The organism is Ferdinandcohnia sp. Marseille-Q9671, assembly GCF_976954385.1.
Window position 1 is genome coordinate 1,169,879 of record NZ_CDRJTA010000004.1, and the last position, 24,770, is coordinate 1,194,648.

At 37.7% G+C, this 24,770-nt stretch carries 22 protein-coding genes, 1 tRNA gene and 1 other annotated feature; of the genes, 11 read left to right on the top strand and 12 right to left on the bottom strand.

What is annotated here, in order from left to right:
• The first annotated feature begins 149 nt into the window (after window positions 1–149).
• Both ACWNMY_RS20975 and ACWNMY_RS20980 read left to right on the top strand, forming a co-directional pair.
• A complete protein-coding gene (locus ACWNMY_RS20975) occupies window positions 150–1,277 on the top strand; it encodes an IscS subfamily cysteine desulfurase (protein WP_449540192.1) in 1,128 nt (375 codons plus the stop codon).
• Between the two features lie 210 nt (window positions 1,278–1,487).
• Complete coding sequence (locus ACWNMY_RS20980; protein WP_449540193.1) at window positions 1,488–2,030, top strand: 3H domain-containing protein; 543 nt, start codon at window positions 1,488–1,490, stop codon at window positions 2,028–2,030.
• A 94-nt stretch (window positions 2,031–2,124) separates the two neighbouring features.
• Here the strand turns inward: ACWNMY_RS20980 and htpG are convergent, their stop codons facing one another.
• The 4 genes from htpG to selB form a co-directional block, all read right to left on the bottom strand.
• A complete protein-coding gene (gene htpG, locus ACWNMY_RS20985) occupies window positions 2,125–4,005 on the bottom strand; it encodes a molecular chaperone HtpG (protein WP_449540194.1) in 1,881 nt (626 codons plus the stop codon).
• A gap of 117 nt (window positions 4,006–4,122) precedes the next feature.
• A complete protein-coding gene (locus ACWNMY_RS20990) occupies window positions 4,123–5,043 on the bottom strand; it encodes a CBASS cGAMP-activated phospholipase (RefSeq protein WP_449540195.1) in 921 nt (306 codons plus the stop codon).
• An 89-nt stretch (window positions 5,044–5,132) separates the two neighbouring features.
• Window positions 5,133–5,366 carry a SelT/SelW/SelH family (seleno)protein gene (locus ACWNMY_RS20995; RefSeq protein ID WP_449540196.1) on the bottom strand — a complete coding sequence of 78 codons (234 nt, stop codon included), beginning with the start codon at window positions 5,364–5,366 and terminating at the stop codon, window positions 5,133–5,135.
• Between the two features lie 28 nt (window positions 5,367–5,394).
• Complete coding sequence (selB, locus tag ACWNMY_RS21000) at window positions 5,395–7,296, bottom strand: selenocysteine-specific translation elongation factor (protein ID WP_449540197.1); 1,902 nt, start codon at window positions 7,294–7,296, stop codon at window positions 5,395–5,397.
• A 138-nt stretch (window positions 7,297–7,434) separates the two neighbouring features.
• On the opposite strand from selB, the gene ACWNMY_RS21005 reads away from it, so the two are divergent.
• From ACWNMY_RS21005 to ACWNMY_RS21030, 6 genes are all read left to right on the top strand, one after another.
• A tRNA-Sec gene (locus ACWNMY_RS21005) sits at window positions 7,435–7,531 on the top strand.
• Window positions 7,532–7,584: 53 nt separating this feature from the next.
• On the top strand, window positions 7,585–8,637 hold the full coding sequence (gene selD, locus ACWNMY_RS21010; RefSeq protein WP_449540198.1) for a selenide, water dikinase SelD: 1,053 nt from the start codon (window positions 7,585–7,587) through the stop codon (window positions 8,635–8,637).
• Between the two features lie 64 nt (window positions 8,638–8,701).
• Window positions 8,702–9,595 (top strand): phosphate/phosphite/phosphonate ABC transporter substrate-binding protein, encoded by an 894-nt coding sequence (gene phnD / locus ACWNMY_RS21015; protein ID WP_449540199.1) that lies wholly within the window; start codon window positions 8,702–8,704, stop codon window positions 9,593–9,595.
• A gap of 11 nt (window positions 9,596–9,606) precedes the next feature.
• Entirely contained in the window at window positions 9,607–10,362 is a 756-nt protein-coding gene (phnE, locus tag ACWNMY_RS21020; RefSeq protein WP_449540200.1) for a phosphonate ABC transporter, permease protein PhnE, read from the top strand.
• A gap of 15 nt (window positions 10,363–10,377) precedes the next feature.
• Window positions 10,378–11,121 carry a phosphonate ABC transporter ATP-binding protein gene (gene phnC, locus ACWNMY_RS21025; RefSeq protein WP_449540201.1) on the top strand — a complete coding sequence of 248 codons (744 nt, stop codon included), beginning with the start codon at window positions 10,378–10,380 and terminating at the stop codon, window positions 11,119–11,121.
• 93 nt (window positions 11,122–11,214) lie between these two features.
• Complete coding sequence (locus ACWNMY_RS21030; protein WP_449540202.1) at window positions 11,215–12,315, top strand: AI-2E family transporter; 1,101 nt, start codon at window positions 11,215–11,217, stop codon at window positions 12,313–12,315.
• Window positions 12,316–12,410: 95 nt separating this feature from the next.
• Here the strand turns inward: ACWNMY_RS21030 and ACWNMY_RS21035 are convergent, their stop codons facing one another.
• The 6 genes from ACWNMY_RS21035 to ACWNMY_RS21060 form a co-directional block, all read right to left on the bottom strand.
• On the bottom strand, window positions 12,411–12,689 hold the full coding sequence (locus ACWNMY_RS21035; RefSeq protein WP_449540203.1) for a hypothetical protein: 279 nt from the start codon (window positions 12,687–12,689) through the stop codon (window positions 12,411–12,413).
• Between the two features lie 42 nt (window positions 12,690–12,731).
• Window positions 12,732–13,202 carry an NUDIX domain-containing protein gene (locus ACWNMY_RS21040; RefSeq protein WP_449540204.1) on the bottom strand — a complete coding sequence of 157 codons (471 nt, stop codon included), beginning with the start codon at window positions 13,200–13,202 and terminating at the stop codon, window positions 12,732–12,734.
• A gap of 14 nt (window positions 13,203–13,216) precedes the next feature.
• Window positions 13,217–14,839, bottom strand: coding sequence for a methionine--tRNA ligase (metG, locus tag ACWNMY_RS21045; RefSeq protein ID WP_449540205.1), 1,623 nt, complete (start codon window positions 14,837–14,839; stop codon window positions 13,217–13,219).
• Between the two features lie 60 nt (window positions 14,840–14,899).
• Window positions 14,900–15,173, bottom strand: a binding site (T-box leader).
• Window positions 15,174–15,241: 68 nt separating this feature from the next.
• Window positions 15,242–16,240 carry an LLM class flavin-dependent oxidoreductase gene (locus tag ACWNMY_RS21050; protein ID WP_449540206.1) on the bottom strand — a complete coding sequence of 333 codons (999 nt, stop codon included), beginning with the start codon at window positions 16,238–16,240 and terminating at the stop codon, window positions 15,242–15,244.
• A 16-nt stretch (window positions 16,241–16,256) separates the two neighbouring features.
• Window positions 16,257–16,541 (bottom strand): DUF3219 family protein, encoded by a 285-nt coding sequence (locus ACWNMY_RS21055; protein WP_449540207.1) that lies wholly within the window; start codon window positions 16,539–16,541, stop codon window positions 16,257–16,259.
• Window positions 16,531–17,148, bottom strand: a complete 618-nt coding sequence (locus ACWNMY_RS21060; RefSeq protein ID WP_449540208.1) for a class I SAM-dependent methyltransferase — start codon at window positions 17,146–17,148, stop codon at window positions 16,531–16,533. Before ACWNMY_RS21060 ends, ACWNMY_RS21055 begins: the two co-directional genes overlap by 11 nt.
• A 142-nt stretch (window positions 17,149–17,290) precedes the next feature.
• On the opposite strand from ACWNMY_RS21060, the gene ACWNMY_RS21065 reads away from it, so the two are divergent.
• The gene (locus tag ACWNMY_RS21065) at window positions 17,291–17,617 is read left to right on the top strand and encodes a LapA family protein (RefSeq protein WP_449540209.1); all 327 of its coding nucleotides are present in this window, start codon (window positions 17,291–17,293) and stop codon (window positions 17,615–17,617) included.
• A 302-nt stretch (window positions 17,618–17,919) separates the two neighbouring features.
• Here ACWNMY_RS21065 and ACWNMY_RS21070 read toward each other — a convergent pair whose 3' ends face one another.
• Window positions 17,920–20,127 carry an ATP-dependent helicase gene (locus tag ACWNMY_RS21070; protein ID WP_449540210.1) on the bottom strand — a complete coding sequence of 736 codons (2,208 nt, stop codon included), beginning with the start codon at window positions 20,125–20,127 and terminating at the stop codon, window positions 17,920–17,922.
• Between the two features lie 162 nt (window positions 20,128–20,289).
• Here ACWNMY_RS21070 and fumC point away from each other — a divergent pair, with 162 nt between their 5' ends.
• Window positions 20,290–21,684, top strand: coding sequence for a class II fumarate hydratase (gene fumC / locus ACWNMY_RS21075; protein WP_449540211.1), 1,395 nt, complete (start codon window positions 20,290–20,292; stop codon window positions 21,682–21,684).
• Window positions 21,685–22,006: 322 nt separating this feature from the next.
• On the opposite strand, the gene pepF is transcribed toward fumC, so the two are convergent.
• Window positions 22,007–23,800: an oligoendopeptidase F gene (gene pepF, locus ACWNMY_RS21080; protein ID WP_449540212.1), complete on the bottom strand. Its 1,794-nt coding sequence runs from the start codon at window positions 23,798–23,800 to the stop codon at window positions 22,007–22,009.
• A gap of 171 nt (window positions 23,801–23,971) precedes the next feature.
• Here pepF and ACWNMY_RS21085 point away from each other — a divergent pair, with 171 nt between their 5' ends.
• Window positions 23,972–24,757 carry a hypothetical protein gene (locus tag ACWNMY_RS21085; protein ID WP_449540213.1) on the top strand — a complete coding sequence of 262 codons (786 nt, stop codon included), beginning with the start codon at window positions 23,972–23,974 and terminating at the stop codon, window positions 24,755–24,757.
• The last annotated feature ends 13 nt before the right edge of the window (window positions 24,758–24,770 follow it).

A 24,770-nucleotide genomic window follows, 5' to 3' on the forward strand; every position in this document is an offset into this window, starting at 1 on the left:
TGTAACAAGTCCTCCAAAAATGGTAAAACACATGTAAACTTTACAACTGTCTTGACACCTATATTTACACAAATATAGACTAAAGACAAGAGATTTTTTTATTGAGTGATTTATAGTATGGTTGAGATAGATTGAGAGGATGAGAAAAAATGATTTATTTAGATTACGCAGCCACTACTCCTATCCGTGAGGAGTCTTTACAGGTGTATACAGAGGTTTCAAGAACGTATTTTGGGAATCCAAGCAGCTTACATGATACTGGATCAAATGCGAAGCAGGTACTTGAATTGTGTCGCAAAGAGCTTGCTGATAAAATAAATGGTGAAACAGAAGGTATTTATTTTACAAGTGGTGGTTCTGAATCCAATATACTTGCCATTCGATCCTTACTTGATGCACATAAAACAAAAGGAAATCATATCATTACAAGCGCTATTGAACACTCATCTGTTCACCATTTGTTCCAACATTTAGAAACAGAGGGTTATGAGGTTACCTACCTCCCTGTTGATCAATATGGTCAGGTACGATTGGAGGATGTGCGAGTAGCTATTACAGAGCAAACGATACTGGCATCCATTCAATACGCGAATCCCGAAATAGGTACAGTTCATCCAATAAAAGAAATCGGAACACTGCTTCGCTCGAATAATGTTTTGTTTCATAGTGACTGTGTTCAGGCTTTTGGAAAAGTGTCCATTGATGTGAAAAAGGCATGCATTGATAGTTTGTCTATTTCAAGTCATAAAATTTATGGACCTAAAGGTGTAGGAGCTTGTTATATATGTCCTTCGGTAATGTGGAAAGAGCAAGTGCCAGGAACTTCCCATGAGAATGGATTTCGCCCTGGAACTGTAAATGTACCCGGTATTGCCGCTTTTATTACAGCAGCCCAACTCATTTTTAGCGAAATGGAAAGTAACGAAAAAAAATATCGTGCTATGAGGGATCGACTGCTGACAGGCATAATCAATATAGAGCATGACATTACCGTGGAGGGTCATCCTACTAGCCAGCTTCCACACATTGTAGGTATGTCTGTTTCGGGAAGTCAGGGCCAATATATCATGCTTGAATTCAATCGATATGGTATAGCGATCTCAACTGGAAGTGCATGTCAAATTGGCAGGCAAAAGCCCTCGAAAACGATGCTTGCCATTGGAAAAACGGAGGATGAGGCAAAACAGCTTATTCGCCTCTCCTTTGGGCGGTTAACTGAAATGAAGGATATTGACAAGGTGCTTGAAGTATTACAAAAAATCACCAAACAGTTATAACTTTATTCCGAAGAAGTCCCTCACTTTCTAAGAGGTGTGATGAATGTAATAATTATTCAATTCGGAATGGGTTCAAACCCTGGCTGGATAAAGATAAAGCCTCCGGCGGATGCCTCGATTTTTCAAAGAAGTTTTTCGAGCAAGTTCGAAAAAAAATCGGGCGCAAATACGTCAAGGCGCATTTGATATGTATATTTAGGAGTGGTAGAAGTGAATGTAGATAAAAAACTACTAGGAGAAAAACGAAGAGAAACGATCATTACATGGTTAAAAGAAAGCCCCACCCCAATAATTGGCGAGGAACTTTCAAAGCGGGCAAATGTAAGTCGCCAAGTGATTGTACAGGATATATCTTTATTAAAAGCCAGAAATGAGCCGATTGTTGCCACCAGTCAAGGATATATTTATCTGCAAGATCAAACAAAGAAAGATAAGTACTCACGCTTAATTGTATGTAAGCACACCCAAGAGCAAACTGCTGAGGAACTAAATATATTAGTGGATAATGGCGTAACTGTAAGAGACGTCATTGTTGAGCATCCAGTTTATGGGGATTTATCAGGCTCACTTTTAATAAGCAATCGTCTTGAGGTAAAACGATTTATCGAAAAAGTAAATGAAACAAAGGCCTCCCTCCTATCCCAACTGACGAATGGTGTCCACTTGCACACAATTGAAGCGGACTCACTTGAAAAGTTGGATGCTGCATGTGATGCATTACGTGAAGCAGAAATTATATTGAGCGATCAATGAATACGAAAAGCAACAGCCATATTCTCTTGGCTGTTGCTATTTTAAGTGTGGCTAAAGCCAGCTATCGGCCATAATCAAAAATCGTGCCTACAAATCAAACCATGATTTTGCAAATATCATTTGTAAAATCAACAGGATCCTGTAGTGGAAGTCCTTCGATTAGAAGCGCTTGGTTGTACAATAAATGTGTATATAAATCTAGTTTTGCTTTATCATTTTCAAACGCATTCTTTAGAGATTGGAATACATCATGATGCACATTGATCTCTAAGACTTTATCTGCCTTGATGTTTTGATTATCAGGCATCGCATTTAACACCTTTTCCATTTCGATTGAGATATCTCCGTCGGAAGAAAGGCAAACTGGGTGTGTTTTTAATCGTTTTGAGATTCGTACATCTGTAACCTTACCCGCTAACGCATTCTTCATATAGTCAAAGAGGTCTTTATTTTCGTTTTTCTCTTCCTCGGTTACTTTGTCCTCTTCACTAGGTTCAAATCCTAAATCACTGCTTGATACGGATCTAAATTCTTTTTCTTTATAATTCAGTAGCATCTTTATCGCGAATTCGTCGATATCCTCAGTGAAATACAGGATTTCGTAGCCTTTATCCGCTACTAATTCTGTTTGTGGTAGTTTGTCAATACGATCCACAGACTCACCAGTTGCATAATAAATATAGGTTTGATCCTCTGGCATTCTTGAAACATATTCATCTAATGAAACAAGCTTCTTCTCCTTGGAAGAATAAAAGAGTAGAAGGTCTTGAAGCGTATCTTTATTACTTCCAAAATCACTATACACACCGAATTTTAATTGGCGGCCAAAGCTACTAAAGAATGTTTCGTATTTTTCACGCTCATTCTTCATCATACTTTGTAGTTCGCTTTTAATTTTCTTATTGATGTTCTTGGCGATAAGCTTTAATTGTCGATCCTGTTGAAGCATTTCACGTGAGATATTAAGTGATAGGTCTTCAGAGTCTACTAACCCTTTTACAAAGCTAAAATAATCAGGTAGTAAATCTGCGCACTTATTCATAATAAGAACACCGTTTGAGTACAGTTCAAGTCCTTTTTCATATTCCTTAGAATAATAGTCAAATGGAATATTCTCGGGAATATATAGAATGGCATTGTAGCGAATTGAACCATCTACACTAATATGAATATGTTTTAAAGGTTTATCAAACCCATAGTGCTTTTCATTATAAAAATTTTCATAGTCTTCATCGGTTAGTTCGCTTTTGTTTTTTCTCCAAATTGGAACCATACTATTGATTACTTGCTCTTCTGTAACCTGTTCATATTCAGATTCGCTACCTTCTTTTAACTTGCTTGTTGTGACATCCATTTTAATGGGATAACGAATAAAATCTGAGTATTTTTTAATGATTTCTTTTAAACGGTACTCTTCTAAAAATTCATCATACGATTCATCTTCCGTATTCTCTTTGATTGTTAGTATGATTTCTGTACCTACTGTTTCCTTATCTACTGTTTTTATCGTATAACCATCTGCACCTTTGGATTCCCATTGATATGCTTCCTCGCTTCCAAGCGCCTTACTACGAACCGTTACAACATCAGCAACCATAAATGCTGCATAGAAGCCAACGCCGAATTGGCCAATGATATCATGTCCATCTTTAATTTCTGTTTCATTTTTAAACGCAAGTGAACCGCTTTTCGCAATTGTTCCTAAATTTGCTTCCAGCTCTTCTTTTGTCATACCAATACCAGTATCAGAGATGGTAAGAGTTCGAGCCTCTTTGTTAGGTGTCACCTTAATAAAATAGCTCTCTTTGTTGAATTGGTAGCGGTCGTCTGTTAATGCTTTGTAATAGATCTTGTCAATTGCATCGCTAGCGTTTGAGATTAATTCTCGTAGAAATACTTCCCGCTGTGAATAAATAGAGTTAATCATCATCTCTAATAAGCGTTTAGATTCTGCTTTAAACTGTTTCTTTGCCACTGCAAGCTCCCCTTTCCATATAAACGGTATCTATTATTATGTTTTTTTAGTTAGCACTCGGAAAACCTAAGTGCTAACACCCATTTTTTTAATAACATAAATTTTTTTATGTGTCAATTATGTAGATGTTCTTGATAAAAATGCGGATATTTCTGTTTTGTGTTTTTGAAATGATTTTTCTCCCAGTCCTACTAAAAAATCAACATATTCCGGTGCGTCAAACGGAACCTCCTGACCAAGGTCTTCGTTTATTCGAAAATAATGTTCACCAAGGAGGTGCTGACAATGATACGTAACAGATTCAGAGGATAAATGAAGAGCAAGGTCTAATAATTTTGGTGTCATTCTCATAGATGGAAGGTGAAAAGGTAGCCATTTATTAACACCCCACTCTTTTCTTGTTTCAATCATAAAGTCAATTTTTTGTAATCCAGTTCCGATTGACATAATCTGAATATCTGTTAATTTTTTATTAAAATGATGCTGGGCTTCTGTGATACAAACTAAGGATGGATTATTTGCCCATAGTCCACCGTCTATTGCTAAATAGTTGTTATTGATATTATTAGGTGGAAAATAAACAGGTGCTGAACATGACGACAAAACGGCATCCCATAGCTTTATAGAGAAATCGTTTTGTTCTCTATTTCCATAATTGGTCCGGTGCACAAAAGGATTTCCGTGAGTTATATCGACAGCCGGGATGAGCAAGGGTTTTTTTATATCAGAAAGTGTGACTTCCCCAAATGCTTCTTGAATATAGCTACGTAAGTATTTATCACTGTATACACTTTTAAGAAAGCCAATTTTCGCTTGCTTTGTGAAGATCTTCTTCCCATATTTTATATAGCTTTTTTGAACATCTCCCATATGTAGGTTTAGAGTGGCTGAAGCAGCAATGATGGCTCCCGTACTCGTACCTGCAATCAAGTCAAACATCTCTGAAATGGGTTTCTTGTATTCCTTTTCAATAGCACGTAAAATGGCAACAGCATATACCCCGCGAATTCCGCCCCCATCAATACATAGGATTTTCATATTTTTCACCTATTTACACAGTTTTCCTAGTAGTATTCCCTTTGGCGTAAAAAGTATTAACAGAAAAAAAGATGCCCTATCAAAGGCATCTATGCTTGTTCCATTTTTGTAATGATTTCTTCAGGTAGTGGAAACCTTCCTATTTCTTTCTTTGAGAAAATGAGTTCCCCATTTACTGTTACCTCAAACACACCACCTGAAGCAGGAATAAGTTCAAAGCTTGATATATTCTGCCTGAAGTGGGTTAGTAATGATTCCGCAAGACCTGCGGCTTTTGGTGCATAGTTTCATTGCATGCAGAATTCAATTGACACCTTGTACATAAAAATAACCTCCAGTACCTTTTTTATTTTAGGACTTTTGTTCTTTATTTATCCAAACCCGATTCCCATCTGCACGTGATGTTATTTTTCTTTCATCAAGTAGCTCAAGGAATGGGATGAGATATTTTCGGGAGAGAGATAGGATCTCTTTTGCTTCTGTGATTGAAAAATGATCAGAAGTTTGATTCTTTAATTGTTGCACCGCTTTATCAAAGGCATGTTTGTGAATAAGGATTTCGTTGTTTACTACCATTGCCTGTGACGATTTTATAAGGTGCGTTCTGAGCTCGTTAGCATCATGAGTTGAAATCGACGCATCTTTTATATAATCTTCCCATTTTTTTGGTTGTATTCCGTCGTTTTCAAGATCATGAATAACTGCTTTCATAGCTTTATTCGTTACTTTAGGCTGAAAAGTAGCCATTGATACATATTGATTTTCTTTTTTTATTTTTTTATGAAGGATAAGATCCGCTAGACTATATTCAATTAAGTCTTTCGGACTTTGTTTCCCAAGTACCTGAAGTAGCTCCGCTTTACTCATACCTATTCGTAAGCTGTATTCGTTGTGATACTCTTCCAGCTTGTCTACTATAGTTTGCTGGAGATCTAGCACACTATATAATGAACTATAGCTGTTCTTGTTAATTTCTATGTACTCACCTGCTTCTATTCCAGTTGTTAGAATAGGAGTAAGTTCATCCTCTTGTAGGGAGGAAAGCTTGAGTAACTGTTCCTTTGAGAGTAGTTTATGTGTACGGAAAAGATCATGTATTATTTCATCAGGTGAACTCTCCATTTGTTTTTTAAGCTTAGTAATAGTTTCTTCACCGAACCGGTATTTTCCTGCCTGAGGTTGAATAATCCATCCGCCACCTAGAGTCTCAACAGGTGTTGGTCGTCGTAAAATAAACCGGTCGCCACGGCGAACCACAATCTCGTTATCAAGTCGTACCTGACAAAGTAATTCTTCAGAAGAATCCTGTACATCATTACGATCAAAAAATACAATTCTTCCAAATGTTTCAGAGGTTCCAACATGAAACGTAACAGGTGCTCGTTGTTTAAGCGGAATGGAAAGGGACGGAACCAACTTAAGTGCAATATCAATTGTCCTCGTAACTTGATATGTATCAGAATCTACTAATACATCACCACGCTGAATTTCCTCTTTTATTGCACCAGTTATATTAATGGCTGCACGTTGCCCAGCTATTGCTTTTGTTGTTTCTTGATTATGTACTTGAATTTGGCGTACTTTAATCTTTTTCCCTGCTGGTAATAACGTTAACGGTGTGTCAGTCGTCACTTCACCTTCAAAAACAGTACCTCGTACGACAGTTCCATGGCCCTGTACGGTAAATGCTTGGTCAATAGGTAGACGAAACGAACCTCTTCTCTCCTTCTGTTCAAGCTGTGCAACTTCCTTTTGGATAGCCTGTTTTAGTTCGGGAATACCTTTTTCGGTTACACTATCGACGGAGAAAATGGGGGCATCCTTAAAATTTGTTTCAGATAGTATGTCTTTAATCTCTTCTGAAGCAAGTTCTAGTAACTCTTCTTCCACTTTCGAAATTTTTGTTAGGACAACCAAACATTTTTTAATTCCTAGGAATGTTAGGATTTGCAGATGCTCTTTTGTTTGCGGCATAACCCCTTCGTCTGCAGCTATTACAAGGAGAACAAGATCAATCCCGGCTACTCCCGCAATCATTTGCCTGATAAATCGTTCATGACCTGGTACATCTACTATGGACACGTGAGTTCCACCCTCTAATTGGAGAGGTGCATAACCCGGTTCAATGGATATCTGTCGTTCCTTTTCTTCTTTTAATCGATCGGTATCAACACCTGTTAATGCTTTTGTAAGTGTTGTTTTACCGTGATCAATATGTCCCGCCATTCCAATTGTATAGAATGCATCAACCATTGACTCCCCTCCTCTCAATTAGTCCGTATTTTCTATCTTTTACTTTACTAGGTACTACAGGGGAAATTCAAGTAGAAGGTATTTAACTCTTTCTATTTGCCTAATCAAGAATTTCCTGTATATAATGAAAGATGTCTTGGGGCTGGCTGGGGTGCTGGTGTCCCCCTGGGTCTTCAAAACCCTGAGGGAGGCGCGTGTCGTCTTCGGTGGGTTCGATTCCCACACAGTCCCGCCAAAAAAATAAAGTGAAAATGTAAAAGAATATAAATGTGGAAGGAGTGAAGATTGATGTCAAAGAAGGAAGAAATTATTAAATTGACCTCCCTTTCTACAAAAGCTGGCTGAGGATGCAAAATCGGTCCTGAGGACCTTACGCAGGTTCTGCGTCATTTACCAAAAGCAACACCAAATCCTAATTTATTAGTAGGACTTGATACACCTGACGATGCGGGTGTATATAAAATTAATGATGAACTCGCACTTGTGCAGACGTTAGACTTTTTCACCCCTATTGTGGATGATCCATATATGTTTGGTCAAATTGCTGCAGCGAATGCATTAAGCGATGTGTATGCAATGGGAGGAAAACCGATTACTGTCATGAACATCGTCGCCTTCCCGATTAACACATTGGATAAAAGTATTTTAGCTGATATCTTGGCTGGCGCTGCGGAAAAAGTAAGAGAATCAGGTGCTTCTTTAGTCGGAGGACACTCCATTGATGATAAGGAGCCAAAGTTCGGGTTATCCGTAACAGGTACTGTTCACCCAAACAAAATTAGAGCAAATGCAGGTGCTAAGCCTGGTGACCGTTTGATTTTAACAAAGCCAATTGGTGTTGGGATATTAACAACAGGAATCAAGAGAGATCTTCTAGATGAAGCTGATATTCACAAGGTTACAGAAGTAATGGCAACGTTAAATAAAGACGCGGCTGAAGTCATGGAAAACTACCATGTAAATGCCTGTACAGATGTAACTGGTTTTGGACTTCTTGGACATGCCATGGAAATGGCTGAAGGAAGCGATGTAGGAATGACCATCCATTTTGAGAATGTTCCTATCCTACCCAAAACAAAAGAACTCGCTGAACAAAAGGTAATTCCTGGTGGAACCAAGAAAAATCATACTTGGCTAGCTGAACGTGTTGAATATAATTCCACACTTGATGAAGTAGATCAACTCATCCTGTGTGATGCAATCACGTCAGGCGGGCTTCTGATTTCAGTTCCTGAGGCGGATGCAGAAAAAATGCTACAGGAGTTACAGGGAAAAAATGTAATTGCGAGCATGATTGGGGAAGTAACAAAAGACTCTCCGGGTTATATTAAGGTTATCTAAGGACTCTTTACTGAGTCCTTTTTAGATTGTAATAACAGCTAGAGAAAAATAACGAGGTGCTCAAATGAAAAAGAAAATAGTTATGTGTATTAGTTTGTTCCTTACTCTCTTACTTGCTGCCTGTGGTACAGAGACCGGTGAAGATAAGGAACAAGACAAAAAAGAAGCTTTTACGATAGGTGTTATTCCTGTTCAGACAGTCGGAGAAATGGAAATCGCGATGGATAAACTTCAAACGGTTTTAACGGAAGAATTGAATAAAGATGTTTCAGTAGAGGTATACCCGGACTATAACGGTGTTGTAGAAGCAATGAATTACGACAAAATTGATATGGCTTATTTTGGTCCATTAACGTATGTGGTAGCTCATGAAAAAAGTGGAGCAAAAGCAATTATTACTCAATTGATAGATGGTGAACCCTTTTATCACTCTTACATTATCACTCATAAAGATAGTCCGTTGAATTCGATTGAAGATGTAGTAGCAAATTCAAAAGATATTGATTTCGCATTTGGTGATATTAATTCGACGTCTGGCTCTCTCATCCCTTCTATCGAATTACAGGATCAAGGAGTTTATACATCAGAGGATGAACACCAATTTAAATCTGTCCGATTCACAGGCTCTCATGATGCTACAGCGTTAGCCGTTCAAAATCAACAAGTTGGAGCAGGAGCAATCGATAGTGCTATATACAACCAGTTAGTTGAATCTGGAAAAATAGATGGCTCTTTATTTAAAAAGATCTGGCAATCCGAGAAATTATTTCAATATCCATGGGCTGTACATAAAGACACAGACGAAGAAACAATCAATAAGCTGAAAGACGCCTTTTTAGCCATAAAAGACGAGGAAATCTTAAATGCTTTTGGAGCTAGTGGTTTTACGAAAGCATCTGATGAAGATTATGAGAGCATACGTCAGGCTGCTGTCAAACAAGGAATAATAAACGAATAGAGCTGATAAACATGTGGTTTAAACGAACTACTTTGCTAACCGTGGTTCTATTAAGTATCGCAGTATATTTTAGTATGAGAATAACTGAATTTGACCTTTCAAAGTTTCGTGATTTTCGGAATATGATTCATTTTCTTTCTCAATGGTTTCCTATGGATGTTTCAGCACTACCTCGAATGCTTGAGGATAGTGCTGAAACACTTGCCATGGCTTTTATAGGAAGTATTTTTGGACTTATTATCGCTTTACCGATTAGCTTTTTTGCTGCTCGAAACACGTCACCCTCCCCTATTATTTATAACATCGTTAGGTTCATATTAAGTTTTGTGAGGTCGATTCCAGAAATCGTGTTTGGGTTGATATTATTAACGGCTTTAGGACTTGGTCCCTTCCCTGCCGTTTTGGCGATTATGTTTCATAATACGGGAGTACTTGGCAAATTAGTGTCTGAGCTAATCGAGTCGGCTGACCCTGGTCCACAGGAAGCAATGAAAGCGGTAGGATCAAAGGATTGGTTCGCCTCTCTTTTTAGCATCCTCCCACAAATCTGGCCCAATGTATTGTCGCAATTCTTCTATCGATTTGAAGTGGCGATTCGGACCTCCCTTATTTTGGGTTTTATTGGTGGCGGAGGGATTGGCCAACGTCTCTTTAATGATTTTAAAAGCTTTCAATACTCTTCTGTATCGCTAGATGTTTTACTAATTATGATACTTGTGATTGTTGTGGACTCAATTGGAAGCTATGTTCGTAATCGGGTTATCTAATGGAGGTTGTCAGGGATGATCGAAATGAAGGATGTTACTGTTTATTATTCTAATTCTAATAAACCTGCTTTAACCTCGGTAAATCTCAAATTAACTGAGGGTGAATTTGTCTGTATATTAGGTAAAAGTGGTGCAGGAAAGTCAACGCTTATTCGTTGTATGAATGGGCTGCAACAACCCACAACTGGCGATGTGTTTTTTAATGGAGAAGCATTCACGAAAAAGAGTACTGAACAGCAACGGCAGACTCGGAGAGAAATCGGGATGATATTTCAGCATTTTAACCTAATCCCTCGTTTAACTGTTTTACAAAACGCATTAACAGGGATATTTGGATATCGAAGTTCGATTAAGAATCTGCTTGGCTTGTTCTCGAAAGAAGAAATGGAACATGCTAGACGGGTCCTTGAGATTGTAGGACTTTCTGAGTTTGAAAATCGTAGGATCGAACACTTGAGCGGCGGACAAAAACAACGAGTTGGGATTGCTCGAGCACTCCTACAAAAGCCACGTGTATTTTTAGGAGACGAACCAGTCGCAAGTTTAGATCCCGGAACAGCCAATCGGATTTTTACTTTATTAAACGAACTACATCAACGTCATAATCTCTTATCTGTGATGAATCTTCATGATGTCGAGCTTGCAAAACAGTTTGCTACTAGAATTATTTCTTTGAAAAATGGAGAGATCATTTTCGATGGAATACCCGGGGATTTTACTACAGATTTGTATAACCAGACATATGGAACTATGAACTAAATGATGAAGATACTTCCTTTATAGGAAGTAATTGTTTTCTTTTTCCCGAATTGTTATACTTCTTGTATATTATTAGAAAAGAAGGTACACACATTGTCGAAAAAAAAATTACAATATTGGTTAATTCAAATCCTATTAATTTTAACGATTATCTTTGTTTCTACGAAAATTACATTTCTGTTTAAACCAATTGGCGTGTTTTTCTCTACAGTCTTTTTCCCAATTTTAATTACAGGATTCCTGTATTTCTTATTAAATCCTGTCGTTCGGTTTTTACACCGTAAGAAAGTGCCAAAAGTTCTTGGGATATTAATTATTTATGTCGTGTTCTTTGGTTTAATAGTGCTAGCAATCGGAAATTTAGTCCCTGTTATTTCAGCTCAATTTACAGCGTTAGGAAATGCTCTCCCAGGTTATGCGAATCAAGCGATGGACTTTTTTGAGGATTTCTCTAAATCCTCGGAATTTAAATGGATTCAGGATGAACAGCAGGATTTACTAAAAACAATTGAGGAAAAATTAATTGCCTTTGCGAATACACTTCCAAACCGAATTACTGGTGGTATTACTCAAATCATTGGGGTAATAACAAGTATTGCAATCATACTTGTTACCGTTCCCTTCTTGTTATTTTATATGTTCAAGGATGGAGATAAATTTCCAGGGGCAATTGTTCGATTTTTCCCAAAGGTATACAGAGATGAAGCACTTACCATTTTAAAAGAGACAGGTGAAACACTTTCTTCTTATATCCAAGGTCAGGTGACAGTTGCTTTAGCTGTCGGAACGCTAGCCTTTATCGGTTATTTAATAATTGATTTACCGTTTGCCCTTGTGATGGCATTAATTGTTGCTGTCACAAATATCATCCCATATGTCGGACCAATTCTTGGTGGAGCACCTGCAGTGATAGTCGCTCTATTCGACTCACCAACGAAAGCATTTTTAGTTGTAGTGGTGATATTAGTTGCTCAACAAATCGAAGGGAATGTACTTTCCCCTCTCATTCTTGGAAAATCTCTTGATACACATCCAGCTACAATTATTATTCTCTTACTCGCAGCGGGTAACCTTGCAGGAGTATTGGGTATGATATTAGCTATCCCGACCTATGCAGTTGTCAAAACAATTGTCATCAATATAGTTAAATTCCTGCGGGCCAAGAAAAAGGTGACCTTAACAACGGATGTATAGGGTAATGTACTCGGTTCACACAAACTAATTATACAAGGCTTAGAGAATATTATCTCTAAGCCTTGTTTTTTTAGTAAGTATATATTTGGGGAACCTTATTGCATGAAATCTTGGATGGCAATAATAGATATGACAATTCCAGCAAAATAGAAGACTCGTTTTTGACTACCAACTCTATTCTTCTTATATAACCGATAACCACTTACAAAAAAGCAAAGGCTAAGTGATAGGTAAAAGAATGGAGCCACCATCATATTATCTGAAAAAGCTAGGTACAAGAATAAAACTAGAGTGATGATAGTAATAGCCATTTGAATTGAAAATACAGATTTAACATGATTGTCTAGACCTTGCGTAATCTTGGACTCCTTCATTTAACCACCCCCACCTTAACATTATATCTTACAGTCTGATATTTACCAATATAACCCAGGCTTCTTAGATATCGTTGTAAGTAATGTAAAGTCAACTTCATCTATTGTTCCAATAGTTTCTTTTACATCCCATAATTTTATATCAGATGTTTCATGATTCTTTTGAAAGGGTTGTAAACTCTCAATAGAGGCAAAGTAAATTGGGTTATATTTCAGAGCATTATTTGAAATGTTTTTGACCTTCAATAAACCCAAAAATTCCATATGTCCTACCTCTTGCCCTGTTTCTTCATATAATTCTATTATCGCACATTCACGTGGTGTTTCATTTTCTTCCCTTTTTCCAGCAGGTATTTCCCATTGTTGTCTCCACGTGTTAAAGCATAGGAGATACTTGCCAGAGCACGTAATGATTGCAAAAGAACCAGCAACGGGTTCATAGTAATGTATTTCCTCTTCGCGGATGGTAAGTAGATCAAGGAATTCAAAACCATTGTTTTTACTTCTATTCAAGTATACGTTCCTCCTTAAATTAATCTTCGAAGCTCCTCTTCGATCCTTACAGGGTCTATTCGTTCAAACAATGGTTCTACGTTTGACAGATGTTCCGAATGGACGAAGAATGCTTGCCAGCTCGTTTCTGTTATGTTGATCATTTCCTTGACCTTTCTGCTTGAAAAAGGAAGAAATGGAGTGAGAATATGAGATATATTTGCGATAAGATAGACACAATCTGCTAGTGTTTGCTTGCATGATGTAGTATCTTCCTTTATTTGTTGCCACGGTCTTTGTTCATCAAAATATTTGTTTGAAAATCTAACAACTTCAAATATTTTCTCCAAGCCTTGTTTGAAGGAAGTCGTTTCAATGCAATCCCCTACTTCCTTGTATAACTGATTTATTTTATCTTGTACAGATGAAGTTATGTTACCTTTAGGAATAGCACCATCAAATGACTTTTCAATAAATTTGAGCGTGCGATTAACAAAGTTCCCATAAGCACCCAATAATTCGCTATTATGACTATAGATGAATTCCTTCCAAGAAAAATCGGCATCTCGGTTCTCAGGTGCATTAATCGTTAAGAAATATCGAATAGAATCCGGATCGTACCTTTTTAAAAGATCTGGAACCCATACTGCCCAGTTTTTACTTGTAGATAATTTTTTCTTTTCTAGAGTTAAATACTCGTTTGAAACAATATGCGTCGGTAAGGAATCTATTTCAAGTCCTGCAAGTATCCCAGCCCATATTATGGAATGAAAGGGGATATTGTCTTTCCCGTGAACATAATAGGATCGAGCACAAGAATTCCAAAAGATAGAGTCATCGTTATTTGTATGTTTGGCCCATAGTTTACTTGCTGTGTAATACCCGGACACCGCCTCAATCCAAACGTAGATTTTCTTATCCTCATATCCAGCTACTGGAACACTTACTCCAATTGGCAAATCCCTAGATACTGCCCTATCTTGTAACCCTTCGTTTATATATCGTTTCGTAAGAGTAATGGCATTTTCTCTCCAACGTTTCTTGTTTTCTGCGTCTTGGGTATAGTTTTCTATTATTGTTTGGAAATGGCTTAATGCAAAATAAAAATGCTCAGTTAATCTTGTAGAGGGTTCATGTGCACAAATTTTACATTTTCTTTCGAGTAGTTCTAGCGGCTCTACAATCGTGGAGCAGTTATCGCACTGATCACCACGAGAAGGCTCTTTGCATACTGGACAAATTCCTTCAACATACCGGTCAGGTAAGAACTGCTGACAATGCTCACAATACGTTTGTTCCATTTCTTTTTTGTAAATCAGTCCCTTTTCAAGTAATGTTAGAAAAATCTCTTGGACTATTTTATGGTGATGTTGGGTGTCCGTTCTTGTATACATATCATAGGAAAATCCTAATCTTGAAAAACAGTCTTCAAATTCTTCATGATACCGATCTGCAATCACACTTGGAGAAACACCTTCTTGTTTTGCTCGTACGGTAATTGGTGTTCCATTGCAATCACTCCCTGATACATACAAAACACTTTCTCCCTTTAAACGGTAATACCTAGCTAGTATATCCCCAGGTAACAGACTCGAAATATGACCTACATGTAATGAACCATTCGCGTATGCCCATGCTCCACCAATAAAAATACTCATCAAACTTACCTCCTAAAATGAAATAGAAAGACAAAAAAACCTCGCCCATAACTGTAATAAGTTAAGGGCGAGGTTTACATTCCACGCGGTACCACCTTTATTCACAAATAGCTCATGCCATTTGCCTCAACAAGTACGGAGTATTTAATGCTACTCTTATACTGTGACATTTGTAACGAGTGCCAAATCTCGTCGTATCCTACTTATACGTAACGTATGTTCAGTACGCAGCTCAGAGACCATTGTTCAAATGACTGTTTTTGCTTCTTTTCAGCTACCGAAGCTCTCTGTCGAAAAACATGTACATTTTACTTTTTCTCTTCAATGCCTTTTATTATAAAATTTAGTTTATTTCAATATTTTCCATTTGTCAATTTTTCTTTTGGAGGATTTGTTGAACGATTAATCACCTACCTCTTTCGCAATCAGCTCATAAGATGAAATCCTATCCTCAGGTGTGTGAGTGATTGTGACAATCATAATTTCGTCGGCTTGGTATGCTTGTTGAAGTGCTACGAGTCTCTCTTTTACTTCACTTGGGTTACCGATAATGACCTTTTGTTTCATGTTTTCAAATGATTCAAGGAGGTTATTCTTCTCTAGATATTGTCTAGCCTCCGCGATAGATGGCACTCCGAAAGTCTCCTCTCCCTTTTCTCTTTGTTTTCCCCAGGCATACGAACTTAAGGCAATTTCTTGTGCACGCTCTGTAGTTTCGGCACAAATGGCTGAGACCGTGACAATAACCTGTGGTTTGTCCCCTTCCTTACGTGGGGTAAAGTTTTGGATATATTGCTGTACAATGTCTTCGCCGTCGTTATCACTCATAAATAGACCGAATGTGTAAGCCATTCCTTTTTCTGCAGCAAGTAGTGCACTCTTTTTGCTTGTTCCTAACAACCATGGAACAGGTGGTGTTGGAGGAAGTGGTGGTGCTTTAAGAGTCGAAAACGCATGATCAGATGGAAAGTCATTATGTAAAAAATGAAGCAGATCCTCAATTAATTCTGGCATTTTATAAACCTGTTGCAGAAAGTTATCTGACAGTGCGTTGGTTGCTTCTGCTGAGCCACCTGGTGCCCTACCAATTCCAATATCGATACGATTTGGAAATAAAGTCGCAAGCATATTATAGATTTCAGCTACCTTGTATGGTTTGTAATGTGGCAACAAAACAGCTCCGGACCCTAAGCGAATGGAGTTCGTGTTGGCACCAATAAAACCTAGCATCACTTCAGGTGCTGGACTTGCAAGACCAGGCAGGTCGTGATGCTCAGCAATCCAATATCTTGTGTAACCCAATTGTTCTCCCGCTTTTGCTAGCTTCATGGACTCTATCAATGCTTCCCGTGGAGTTTGATTAGCTGAAATGGGAGCCTGATCCAAAATACTAAGTTTCATCTTACCAGCTCTCCTTCTACTCTTTCACTTCTACAAGTGATAAGGTGAAATCTCCTACTTGATCTTTTTCATATAGATTTGTTATGGAAGTTGAATATTGCTCGATACTTACTTTACATTCAATGTTCCTATCAGGCACTTTTAAGTCAAACTTTCCTTTATATAAAAGCGTTGTTACATCGTGATAATCTTCGCTCGATACTTTAAAATCAACAGTTACACGCAGTACTCCCTCATGGAGATCTTCCTTGTAATCCGTAATCTTCAATTTATAATCATTCAAGTATATTTCATTTGTCATAAGTAACGTCCTCTTCTTTCCTGTTTTTTATCACCATTGATACGAATAGTCCCTTATAATATTCCTTCTTTTCAACAAGTAGGAATCCGCTTTGTGTAATGGTTGTAACTGTATCTCTGTTTAAACAGCAGCCATCACAAACCCTTTTCCACACTGGAGTGAGCACATTCTGCAATTTTGCTAAAAAAGCATTTCTCATTCTAACATGCTCGAACATTACGATTTTTCCATTCGGTTTACAGACTCTCTTCATTTCATGTATTGCCTCAGTAACATTAGGTATGGTACAGAAAACAAGAGTAGCTACCACTGTATCAAATGTATTATCTGCAAACGGGAGTTTTTCAGCATTCGATTGAACAATTTCGATTGGGATTGTTGCTTTTGATCGATTGTGAACAGCTCGTTCAGTCATGGAAGGATTGGGTTCAATGGCTGTAACACTATGAACATCACGATAAAGTGAGAAGTTTATGCCTGTTCCTGACCCTAATTCTAGTACTTTCCCCTCTGCATTCTCTAATAATTCTTGTCGGATGGTTCTAAATGTACCTTTTTCAAGTGGTTTCATGAAAAAGTCATACAACTTAGGGAAAATAGTGCTCATTCTAATCAACTCCATTAGGCTCAATACGTTTATTATATATAGTTGGTAATTCAATTACGAATAATTGAATTTCATGTAGAACATATATGCTACAATTGGGTAGGATAAAATATAGGGAAAATTTTTTAAGGAGTTGTATGTTTTGAGATTTCAATGGAATTTAATTTTAGGTCTTATCTTTGCACTTATTGTCGCGATATTTGCAGTCGTGAATGTTGATCCTGTCCGGGTCAATTATTTATTTGGATATGCGGATAGCCCGCTAATCCTTATTATTTTGGGTTCTGCCTTATTGGGTGGCCTTATTGTGGGGATGTTTGGGATTCTTCGTCAATATAAACAACAAAGACATATTAAAAAGCTGGAAAAAGAAGTGGAACAGTTGAAAGCAGCGAAGTCTGAAGATACGCCTGTGAAAATTGATAGTGAACAAATAGATGTAGTGAAAACAGACGAATTAGAAAAATAAAACGAACAAATGAAACTATTTTTAAAAAATAACAAAATGACAGGGATGAAGACCCTAATGCATGTCAATTTCAAATGTTACGTTCTTCATCGTTGACATGAAGAACATAATACAAGTTATTTACAAAAGTTAAGGTCTTCATAGAGCGTATGAAGACCATAATGCTCGTTACTTTCAAAAGATAAGGTCTTCATAGAGCGTATGAAGACCATAATAATGCTAAATTTCAAGAGTTACGTCCTTCATCAGCTCCATGAAAACCTATATGATGGTCATTTACCAAAGTTATGGTCTTCATGCAGTTATTTCGCTTGAACCCCATCCGCCAGCTCCAACAGCCCCATTTCCAAACATGTTTCCAGTAGCAGGGTTTTCCGTTCTTTTTGAAATTGAATATCAACTCGGTCATCAGTTACCTCAACAATTTTCCCATGTCCAAATACCCGATGCTTGACAATGATTCCGACTTTGACTTCATCTTCCCTCTTCATTGCATGAGGATTAAATGGAATAACTGGCTTTTTTTGATTGATTTTTCTTATCATCTCATCGTCTGACTGAACTCTTACAGGTGGCGAAATGATGTTCTTTACATTCATGACGAAACGAGATTGAATGACGTCCTTCCCATTTTGTCTTTTATAAGACAGTAGCTCAAGTTCTTTCTCTGCACGAGTCATACCTACATAAAATAGTCGGACTGCTTCTTCCATTAGCCGATTATCGCCATCTTTATATTTCTTGATTTCGTCGTGAGAAGGAATGAGTCCTTCAATGAGATCAATCATATATACTTTTTTAAATTCAAGCCCTTTGGAGCTATGAAATGTTGAAAGTGTAATGGCATCTTTGCTTTTATTAAATTTGGAAGCTTTTAATAGATTCTCTAGATGCTTTAGTCTCTCTGCAAATTCTTCCATTGTCTGGAGAGTATCGGCAATTTCCTCAAGTGTTTGTAGTACTCCGAAAAGATAGTCTGTTTTAAACCCTAGCTTCTTACTCATTTCCTTTAACGTTTTATCATAGCCAATTTGGTTTCGAATCATTTTAATAGCCTGACGCGGTGCAGTTCCCTTCATTTGTAGAAAGGTGTTTTTGCATTCTTGTATTTGCTTAACTTGATAGTCCTTCAAGCTTTTATTTTGTAAAAGTCTATCAAAAATAGATTCGGTGGGCTTCTTTTTTGCAATATCGAACAATTGTTCTCTCGTTAAGAAAAAGCCACATTTCGTATAAATTTGTTCAAATATATCATAGCGTTTATCTGTGAAGGTCATTCGCATAAAGTTTAATATGTCCTTAACGACCCAATGTGAGAAAAAGCGATTATCGGAATCCTTGCTATAAAAAGGGATATTGTTCCGGTCTAGTTCGTTGATTAACATAATGGAGGATGAATTATTACGATACAATATCGCGATATCCTTCTTATGTTCTATGGGAGCTATATTGTGAACAAGATATTTTGCTTGAATACCGTAATCCTCAAACTGTTTTATTTCAATTTGTTGATGAGTTGGATTATCTGTAAACATGTTTTTGTCGTATCGGTCTTTGTTTCTCTTGATGAACTTATTTGCAACGTCTACAATATCCTTTGAGGAACGATAGTTTTGCTCCATTTTCAGGATGACGGCTTCTGGGTACACTTTTTTAAAATCAAGCAAGTACGTTGGCTCAGCTCCACGCCATGAATAAATGGATTGGTCATCATCTGCAACAACATACAGGTTTTTGTGAGGTTCTACTAGTTTCTCAATTATTGAGTGTTGAACTAGTGAGGTATCCTGACTTTCATCGGTAAGTATATACTCATATCTTTTCTGGTATTTTCGTAGAATCGTTTGATCCTTTGTGAATGCATCTTTCGCGATAGTAAGCATATCATCATAATCTAATAGGAGACTGTAAGGATTTTGATTCTTGATTTTTTCATATTCCTCAAAGATTCCTTCCACGCTAGGAATATCGCAATCAACACTTCCCCATTTAGCCTTTGGAAGTAGCTTGTTTTTAATAAAACTAATATACGTAGTTAGCTCTTCTAGCTGCTCTTCCGTAATATTCTCACCATTAATAGATTTATATATTTTCCGCAGTAGAAGCTTTTTGTTCATCCCGGGGGTGCCGTCTTGGTTACCTTCTATCAGTTGATAAGAAATATTTTGCTTATAGAAATAATCTCGTACAACCTGGAACGCCAAACTATGAATCGTTGAAAAATCCACTGTGTCGGAAGGATGTTCTGGAAAGAAGCGGGCAAATCTTTCTTTCATATCGGTAGCTGACGCACGGCTAAAGGTAACGGCCTTTATTCGAGAAGGATGTACGCCCTTCTCTTCAATCAAATAGCCAATTCGCATAATAGTTGTTGTCGTTTTACCCGATCCGGGTGACGCTAATAAGAGTAGAGGTCCCTTCGTATGAAGAACAGCTTTTTTCTGTATATCATTTAGCTGAACGCCAAGCTGTTCTTTTTTACGATTAAAAAAGTGATCCTCTTTCTGCATGTTAGCCACCTCCAATTCATTCAAAGTATCATTATAGTCTCTATTTTTTTCATAGACAAGGGTAATGAAATCCATCTATTCTCGAAATGATTCCAAAGTGGATTCATAATCTAAGGTTGTAGTTGGTATTTTATATAAAGAAGGAATGATGAGGTGACTATTATGGATTTCAGAATCGAAAAGGATACGATGGGTGAAATAAAGGTACCAGCCGATAAATATTGGGGAGCACAGACTCAAAGAAGCCGAGAAAATTTCCGAATCGGTACGGAGAAAATGCCACTGGAGGTAATCGAGGCTTTTGCAATTTTAAAAAGAAGTGCGGCTATCACCAATGAAAAATTAGGTGCGTTACGTCCAGAGAAAGCGAAATCTATAATCCTTGCATGTGATGAAATTTTATCAGGAAAGTTTGATGAGCATTTCCCGCTTGTTGTCTGGCAAACAGGCAGCGGGACTCAAAGTAATATGAATGTGAATGAGGTCATAGCAAATCTCGCGAATCAGTGGCTAAGGAAAAATAGCATAGATGAGAACATTCATCCGAATGATGATGTCAATATGAGTCAAAGTTCAAATGACACCTTTCCCACTGCTATGCATATTGCTGGGGTAAAAGCGATTGAAAAGCTCCTCCTCCCTGCTCTTGGTCGATTACAAGCAACATTAGAAGCAAAGGAAAAGGAGTTCGCTGGCATTGTAAAAATCGGGAGAACGCATCTTCAGGATGCAACACCGTTAACGCTGGGTCAGGAAATCAGTGGATGGGTCCATATGGTAAGACGTTCTAAGGAAATGATTCAAGAGTCCTCAAAAAAGATGCTGGCCCTTGCCATTGGCGGTACAGCCGTTGGTACAGGTATTAACGCCCATCCGAAGTTTGGTGAATATGTGTCTAAGGAGATAGCTCAATATACAAAACTCCCGTTTACTTCATCAGAAAATAAATTTCATGCGCTCACAAGTCATGATGAAATAGTGTTTGTACATGGAGCTTTGAAGGCCCTTGCTGCTGATCTCATGAAAATTGCGAATGATGTAAGATGGCTTGCAAGTGGCCCGCGCTGTGGAATCGGCGAGATTACTATCCCAGAAAATGAACCAGGAAGTTCGATTATGCCGGGAAAAGTGAATCCTACACAGAGTGAGGCTTTGACGATGGTGGCAGTACAAGTCATGGGGAATGATGCAACGATCGGAATTGCTGCAAGCCAAGGGAATTTTGAGCTAAATGTGTTCAAACCAGTGATTATCTATAATTTCTTGCAATCTGTCCGATTGTTAGCGGATGCGATGGAATCCTTCAACAAAAATTGTGTAGCAGGTATTCAAGCAAATGAAGCGGTGATTCTGAACTATTTGAAGGATTCTTTAATGCTTGTGACAGCTTTAAATCCATATGTTGGATACGAAAAAGCAGCCACAATCGCAAAGTATGCACATAAACATAACACCACCTTAAAGGAAGCAGCATTGGCGTTAGGGATATTGACTGAGAAAGAGTTTGATCAATATGTAAAACCTGAAGAAATGGTTTATCCGAAGGAATTGAAATAAGCCTTCCTAGTGCATGAAGGCTCAGTTTTGTTAGTTTCATAAATTTAATACAATCTCGAATGATGGATAAGAGTGTTTACATCCAGTTCCAGTGCCTAGCCAGTTTTCACCTTGAATAAGCTTCTAGGAGTATCTTTGCGAAAAGCTTAGCTTTAAGCATCTTGGGTCATAAGCCAATTTAGAATTGAAGGCAAAGAGCGCCTTCTATTCTAAATCGTCTTATGCTTGTCGGACTTGCAGAGGATGTGCTGACATCGATGTTCGCCACAGGACGTGGCGGTAATTAGTAGATGTTCCGCTATTAATGGCACTTCCACTTTTGTTATGATAGCTTTGAAAACTCTTCAATCAATTCATTGCATTTCTTTAATGAATTTTCAATTGGATATGGTGCTGTGAGGTCAACCCCGGTTTTTTTCAATAATTCTAGCGGGTAATCTGAACTGCCACTCTTTAAGAATTCCAGGTAGGATTCTAGTGTCTGTTGATCCCCTTCTAGAATCTTTGTCGCAATATGAATGGCGGAAGCAAAGCCTGTTGCATATTTGTAAACATAGAATGGTCGATAAAAATGCGGGATTCGTGACCAGCCATATTTTACTTCCTCATCAAAGACTAATTCCCCGCCATGGTATTCTCTAAACAATCCTTCATATACTTCACTGAATGATTCCACATTTAAAGGCATCCCCTTTTCGGCCATTTCATGTGTTTTCATTTCAAATTCAGCAAACATAACCTGTGTAAAGAATGTCCCTTTAAACTTATCAATAAAATGATTTAGTAGGTATTTTTTAACCTGTTCGTCCTTTTCATTGTTTAATAAGTAATTGATCAAAAGTACTTCATTTACAGTTGACGCTACCTCCGCCACAAATATGCTGTATCTAGCCGTAATTTGTGGCTGGTGCTCAGAGCTTAACTTACTATGCACCCCATGACCACATTCATGCACCAATGTAAATAAACTGTCTAAGTCATCCTGGTGATTAAGGAGGATATATGGATGCACACCGTACACTCCTAAATTATAGGCACCTGAGCGCTTTCCAGGAGTCTCCCTCACATCAAAGTAGCGAGCCTCTTTGAAATCTTGAAGCGTTTTGATATAGTCTTCACCCAATGGAGCCAATGCACGACACATGGTTTCAAAAGCTTCCTCATAAGATATAGCCTTCTTTGCCCCACTAACGAGTGGAACACTTAAATCATACTGTCGTAACTCATCAAGACCAAGTTTTTCCTTGCGGAGTTTCGTGTATCTGTGCATAGCATCGATATTTTTCTTCGTTGTGTCAATTAAATTTACATAGACTTCTTTAGGTACGTTGTCTCCGAACAATGCTTTTTCAAGAGCAGATGGATAATGGCGAAGCTTAGAAAGGGTGACATTGTTCTTAATCGCTGCTGACAAGGTAGAAGCAATTGAATTTTTTAAGTGAACATATGGCTCATAATATGCTTTATAGGCCTCTCTCCGCTTCTCGCGATTCTCATCCTCTATTAGCTTCGCGTACATTCCCCTTGTTAGTTCAACCTTTTCTCCGTCGTCTTTCGTTACTTTCCCAAAGCGAATATCTGCATTATTAATCATTCCATATGTATTGCTTGGTGCTGAAAGTGCTTCTCCTAATTGGGAAAGGATTTCTTCCTGATCTTTAGTAAGGACATGTGGTTTATAGCGAAAGGATTCAAACAGTTCTTTTTCAAAATACTGAAGTCCGTCCTCATCTTCTATATATTTTTTTAGTGTTTCTTCTTCTAGACTTAATAAAAATGGCATGAAAAAGGAATTTGCTGAGCTAACTTTTACACTAAGCTGCTTTGCGCGGTCTAGGTATGACTGCGAATTTGTAACTCTTGTGTCCTCATCCACCTTCAACATGGCATAGGCAAACAGCTTATTAAAATGAAAAGAAAGCTTTTCGCTTAGTGTTAAATACTCACATAAAGAGTGTCCGTCATGGATGTTGCCATCAAATTTTTTCAGCTCCTCACCCATTTTTTCAATAAGCTGATAATCTTCTTCCCATTTACTGATGTCACTATACAAATCCTGGAGGTTCCATTTCTCTTGTTCCGGTACTTCGTTTCGTGAAGAATATGTAGTGGTCATCGCGATTCTCCTTTTTTAGTAAAATGTGGTAATAGTACATATTTTATTCGTATGATTCCAGGCTAACCCCTTTTATTATGTAAGAAATATCGATATGATATGAAATATGATATGTCTTATCTATTGTAAAGTACTTACATAAATTTGTAAAAAATGAAAGGATGTTCATACATGGCGAACCAATTGCCACATATAGAAGACTCTCAGAGTACAGTCTATTTTCCACCAAAAGGAGAGTACGAAACCTTTGTGGATGAAGCTCACTATGAAGAAAAAATAAGAGAATGGGGTCTCTCCGTAAAAAAGGAATATTGGTACAAGGAACGGACAATACAGCGGCTTGTCACAATTAAAGGATATGAAGTGTACGGACAAACGCAAGAACATCATACTATTGTTCTCGAATTCCAGGATGGCAACCTAACTTGTATTCACCCTGCCTATTTAAAAGAAATGCAATCGCCTAGTTTCGGAAAAAGTGCTGTTTCAGATACAACAACAACACCTACAAAGAAAAAAGAAACAACAAGTAAGGATCCACAGGAAAAGTCTGCAAGTAAACAAGAGGTAAAAAAAGTTCAAGCAGAGAATACCGAGAAAAAGCCTAAAAAGGAAAAATCTCCAAAAATAGAATTGCCAGAAGATAAGGTTCACTTTACTGCTAATGTAAAACAATTTGCGTTAACATGGAACCATTTTAACGAAGACAATGATGAAGTCGTTATTCTTGAGAATGTTGTAATTCAGCATGAGAATCCGATTGAAATAGGACTTGCCTGGTGCTCTCATTCCAAAACCTTGAAAAAATTAGAGCTGCAACCTGGTGAGAGCCTAGAGTTTGATGGCAAGATTGTCAAAAAGAAATTAGCAAAAGGTAAAGATGTGGAAGAAGAATTTATCATTGAGGAACCTGTTCAGTATAAAATAAACAACCCTTCAAAATTAAAGAAAAGCTAAAAGAGCATGATGT

Coding starts and splice junctions, on each gene's coding strand:
- ACWNMY_RS20975 (WP_449540192.1), top strand. CDS start 150: ATGATTTATTTAGATTACGCAGCCACTACTCCTATCCGTGAGGAGTCT.
- ACWNMY_RS20990 (WP_449540195.1), bottom strand. CDS start 5,043: ATGAAAATCCTATGTATTGATGGGGGCGGAATTCGCGGGGTATATGCT.
- selB (WP_449540197.1), bottom strand. CDS start 7,296: ATGGTTGATGCATTCTATACAATTGGAATGGCGGGACATATTGATCAC.
- phnD (WP_449540199.1), top strand. CDS start 8,702: ATGAAAAAGAAAATAGTTATGTGTATTAGTTTGTTCCTTACTCTCTTA.
- phnE (WP_449540200.1), top strand. CDS start 9,607: ATGTGGTTTAAACGAACTACTTTGCTAACCGTGGTTCTATTAAGTATC.
- phnC (WP_449540201.1), top strand. CDS start 10,378: ATGATCGAAATGAAGGATGTTACTGTTTATTATTCTAATTCTAATAAA.
- ACWNMY_RS21035 (WP_449540203.1), bottom strand. CDS start 12,689: ATGAAGGAGTCCAAGATTACGCAAGGTCTAGACAATCATGTTAAATCT.
- metG (WP_449540205.1), bottom strand. CDS start 14,839: ATGAGTATTTTTATTGGTGGAGCATGGGCATACGCGAATGGTTCATTA.
- ACWNMY_RS21050 (WP_449540206.1), bottom strand. CDS start 16,240: ATGAAACTTAGTATTTTGGATCAGGCTCCCATTTCAGCTAATCAAACT.
- ACWNMY_RS21055 (WP_449540207.1), bottom strand. CDS start 16,541: ATGACAAATGAAATATACTTGAATGATTATAAATTGAAGATTACGGAT.
- ACWNMY_RS21060 (WP_449540208.1), bottom strand. CDS start 17,148: ATGAGCACTATTTTCCCTAAGTTGTATGACTTTTTCATGAAACCACTT.
- ACWNMY_RS21070 (WP_449540210.1), bottom strand. CDS start 20,127: ATGCAGAAAGAGGATCACTTTTTTAATCGTAAAAAAGAACAGCTTGGC.
- fumC (WP_449540211.1), top strand. CDS start 20,290: ATGGATTTCAGAATCGAAAAGGATACGATGGGTGAAATAAAGGTACCA.
- pepF (WP_449540212.1), bottom strand. CDS start 23,800: ATGACCACTACATATTCTTCACGAAACGAAGTACCGGAACAAGAGAAA.
- ACWNMY_RS21085 (WP_449540213.1), top strand. CDS start 23,972: ATGGCGAACCAATTGCCACATATAGAAGACTCTCAGAGTACAGTCTAT.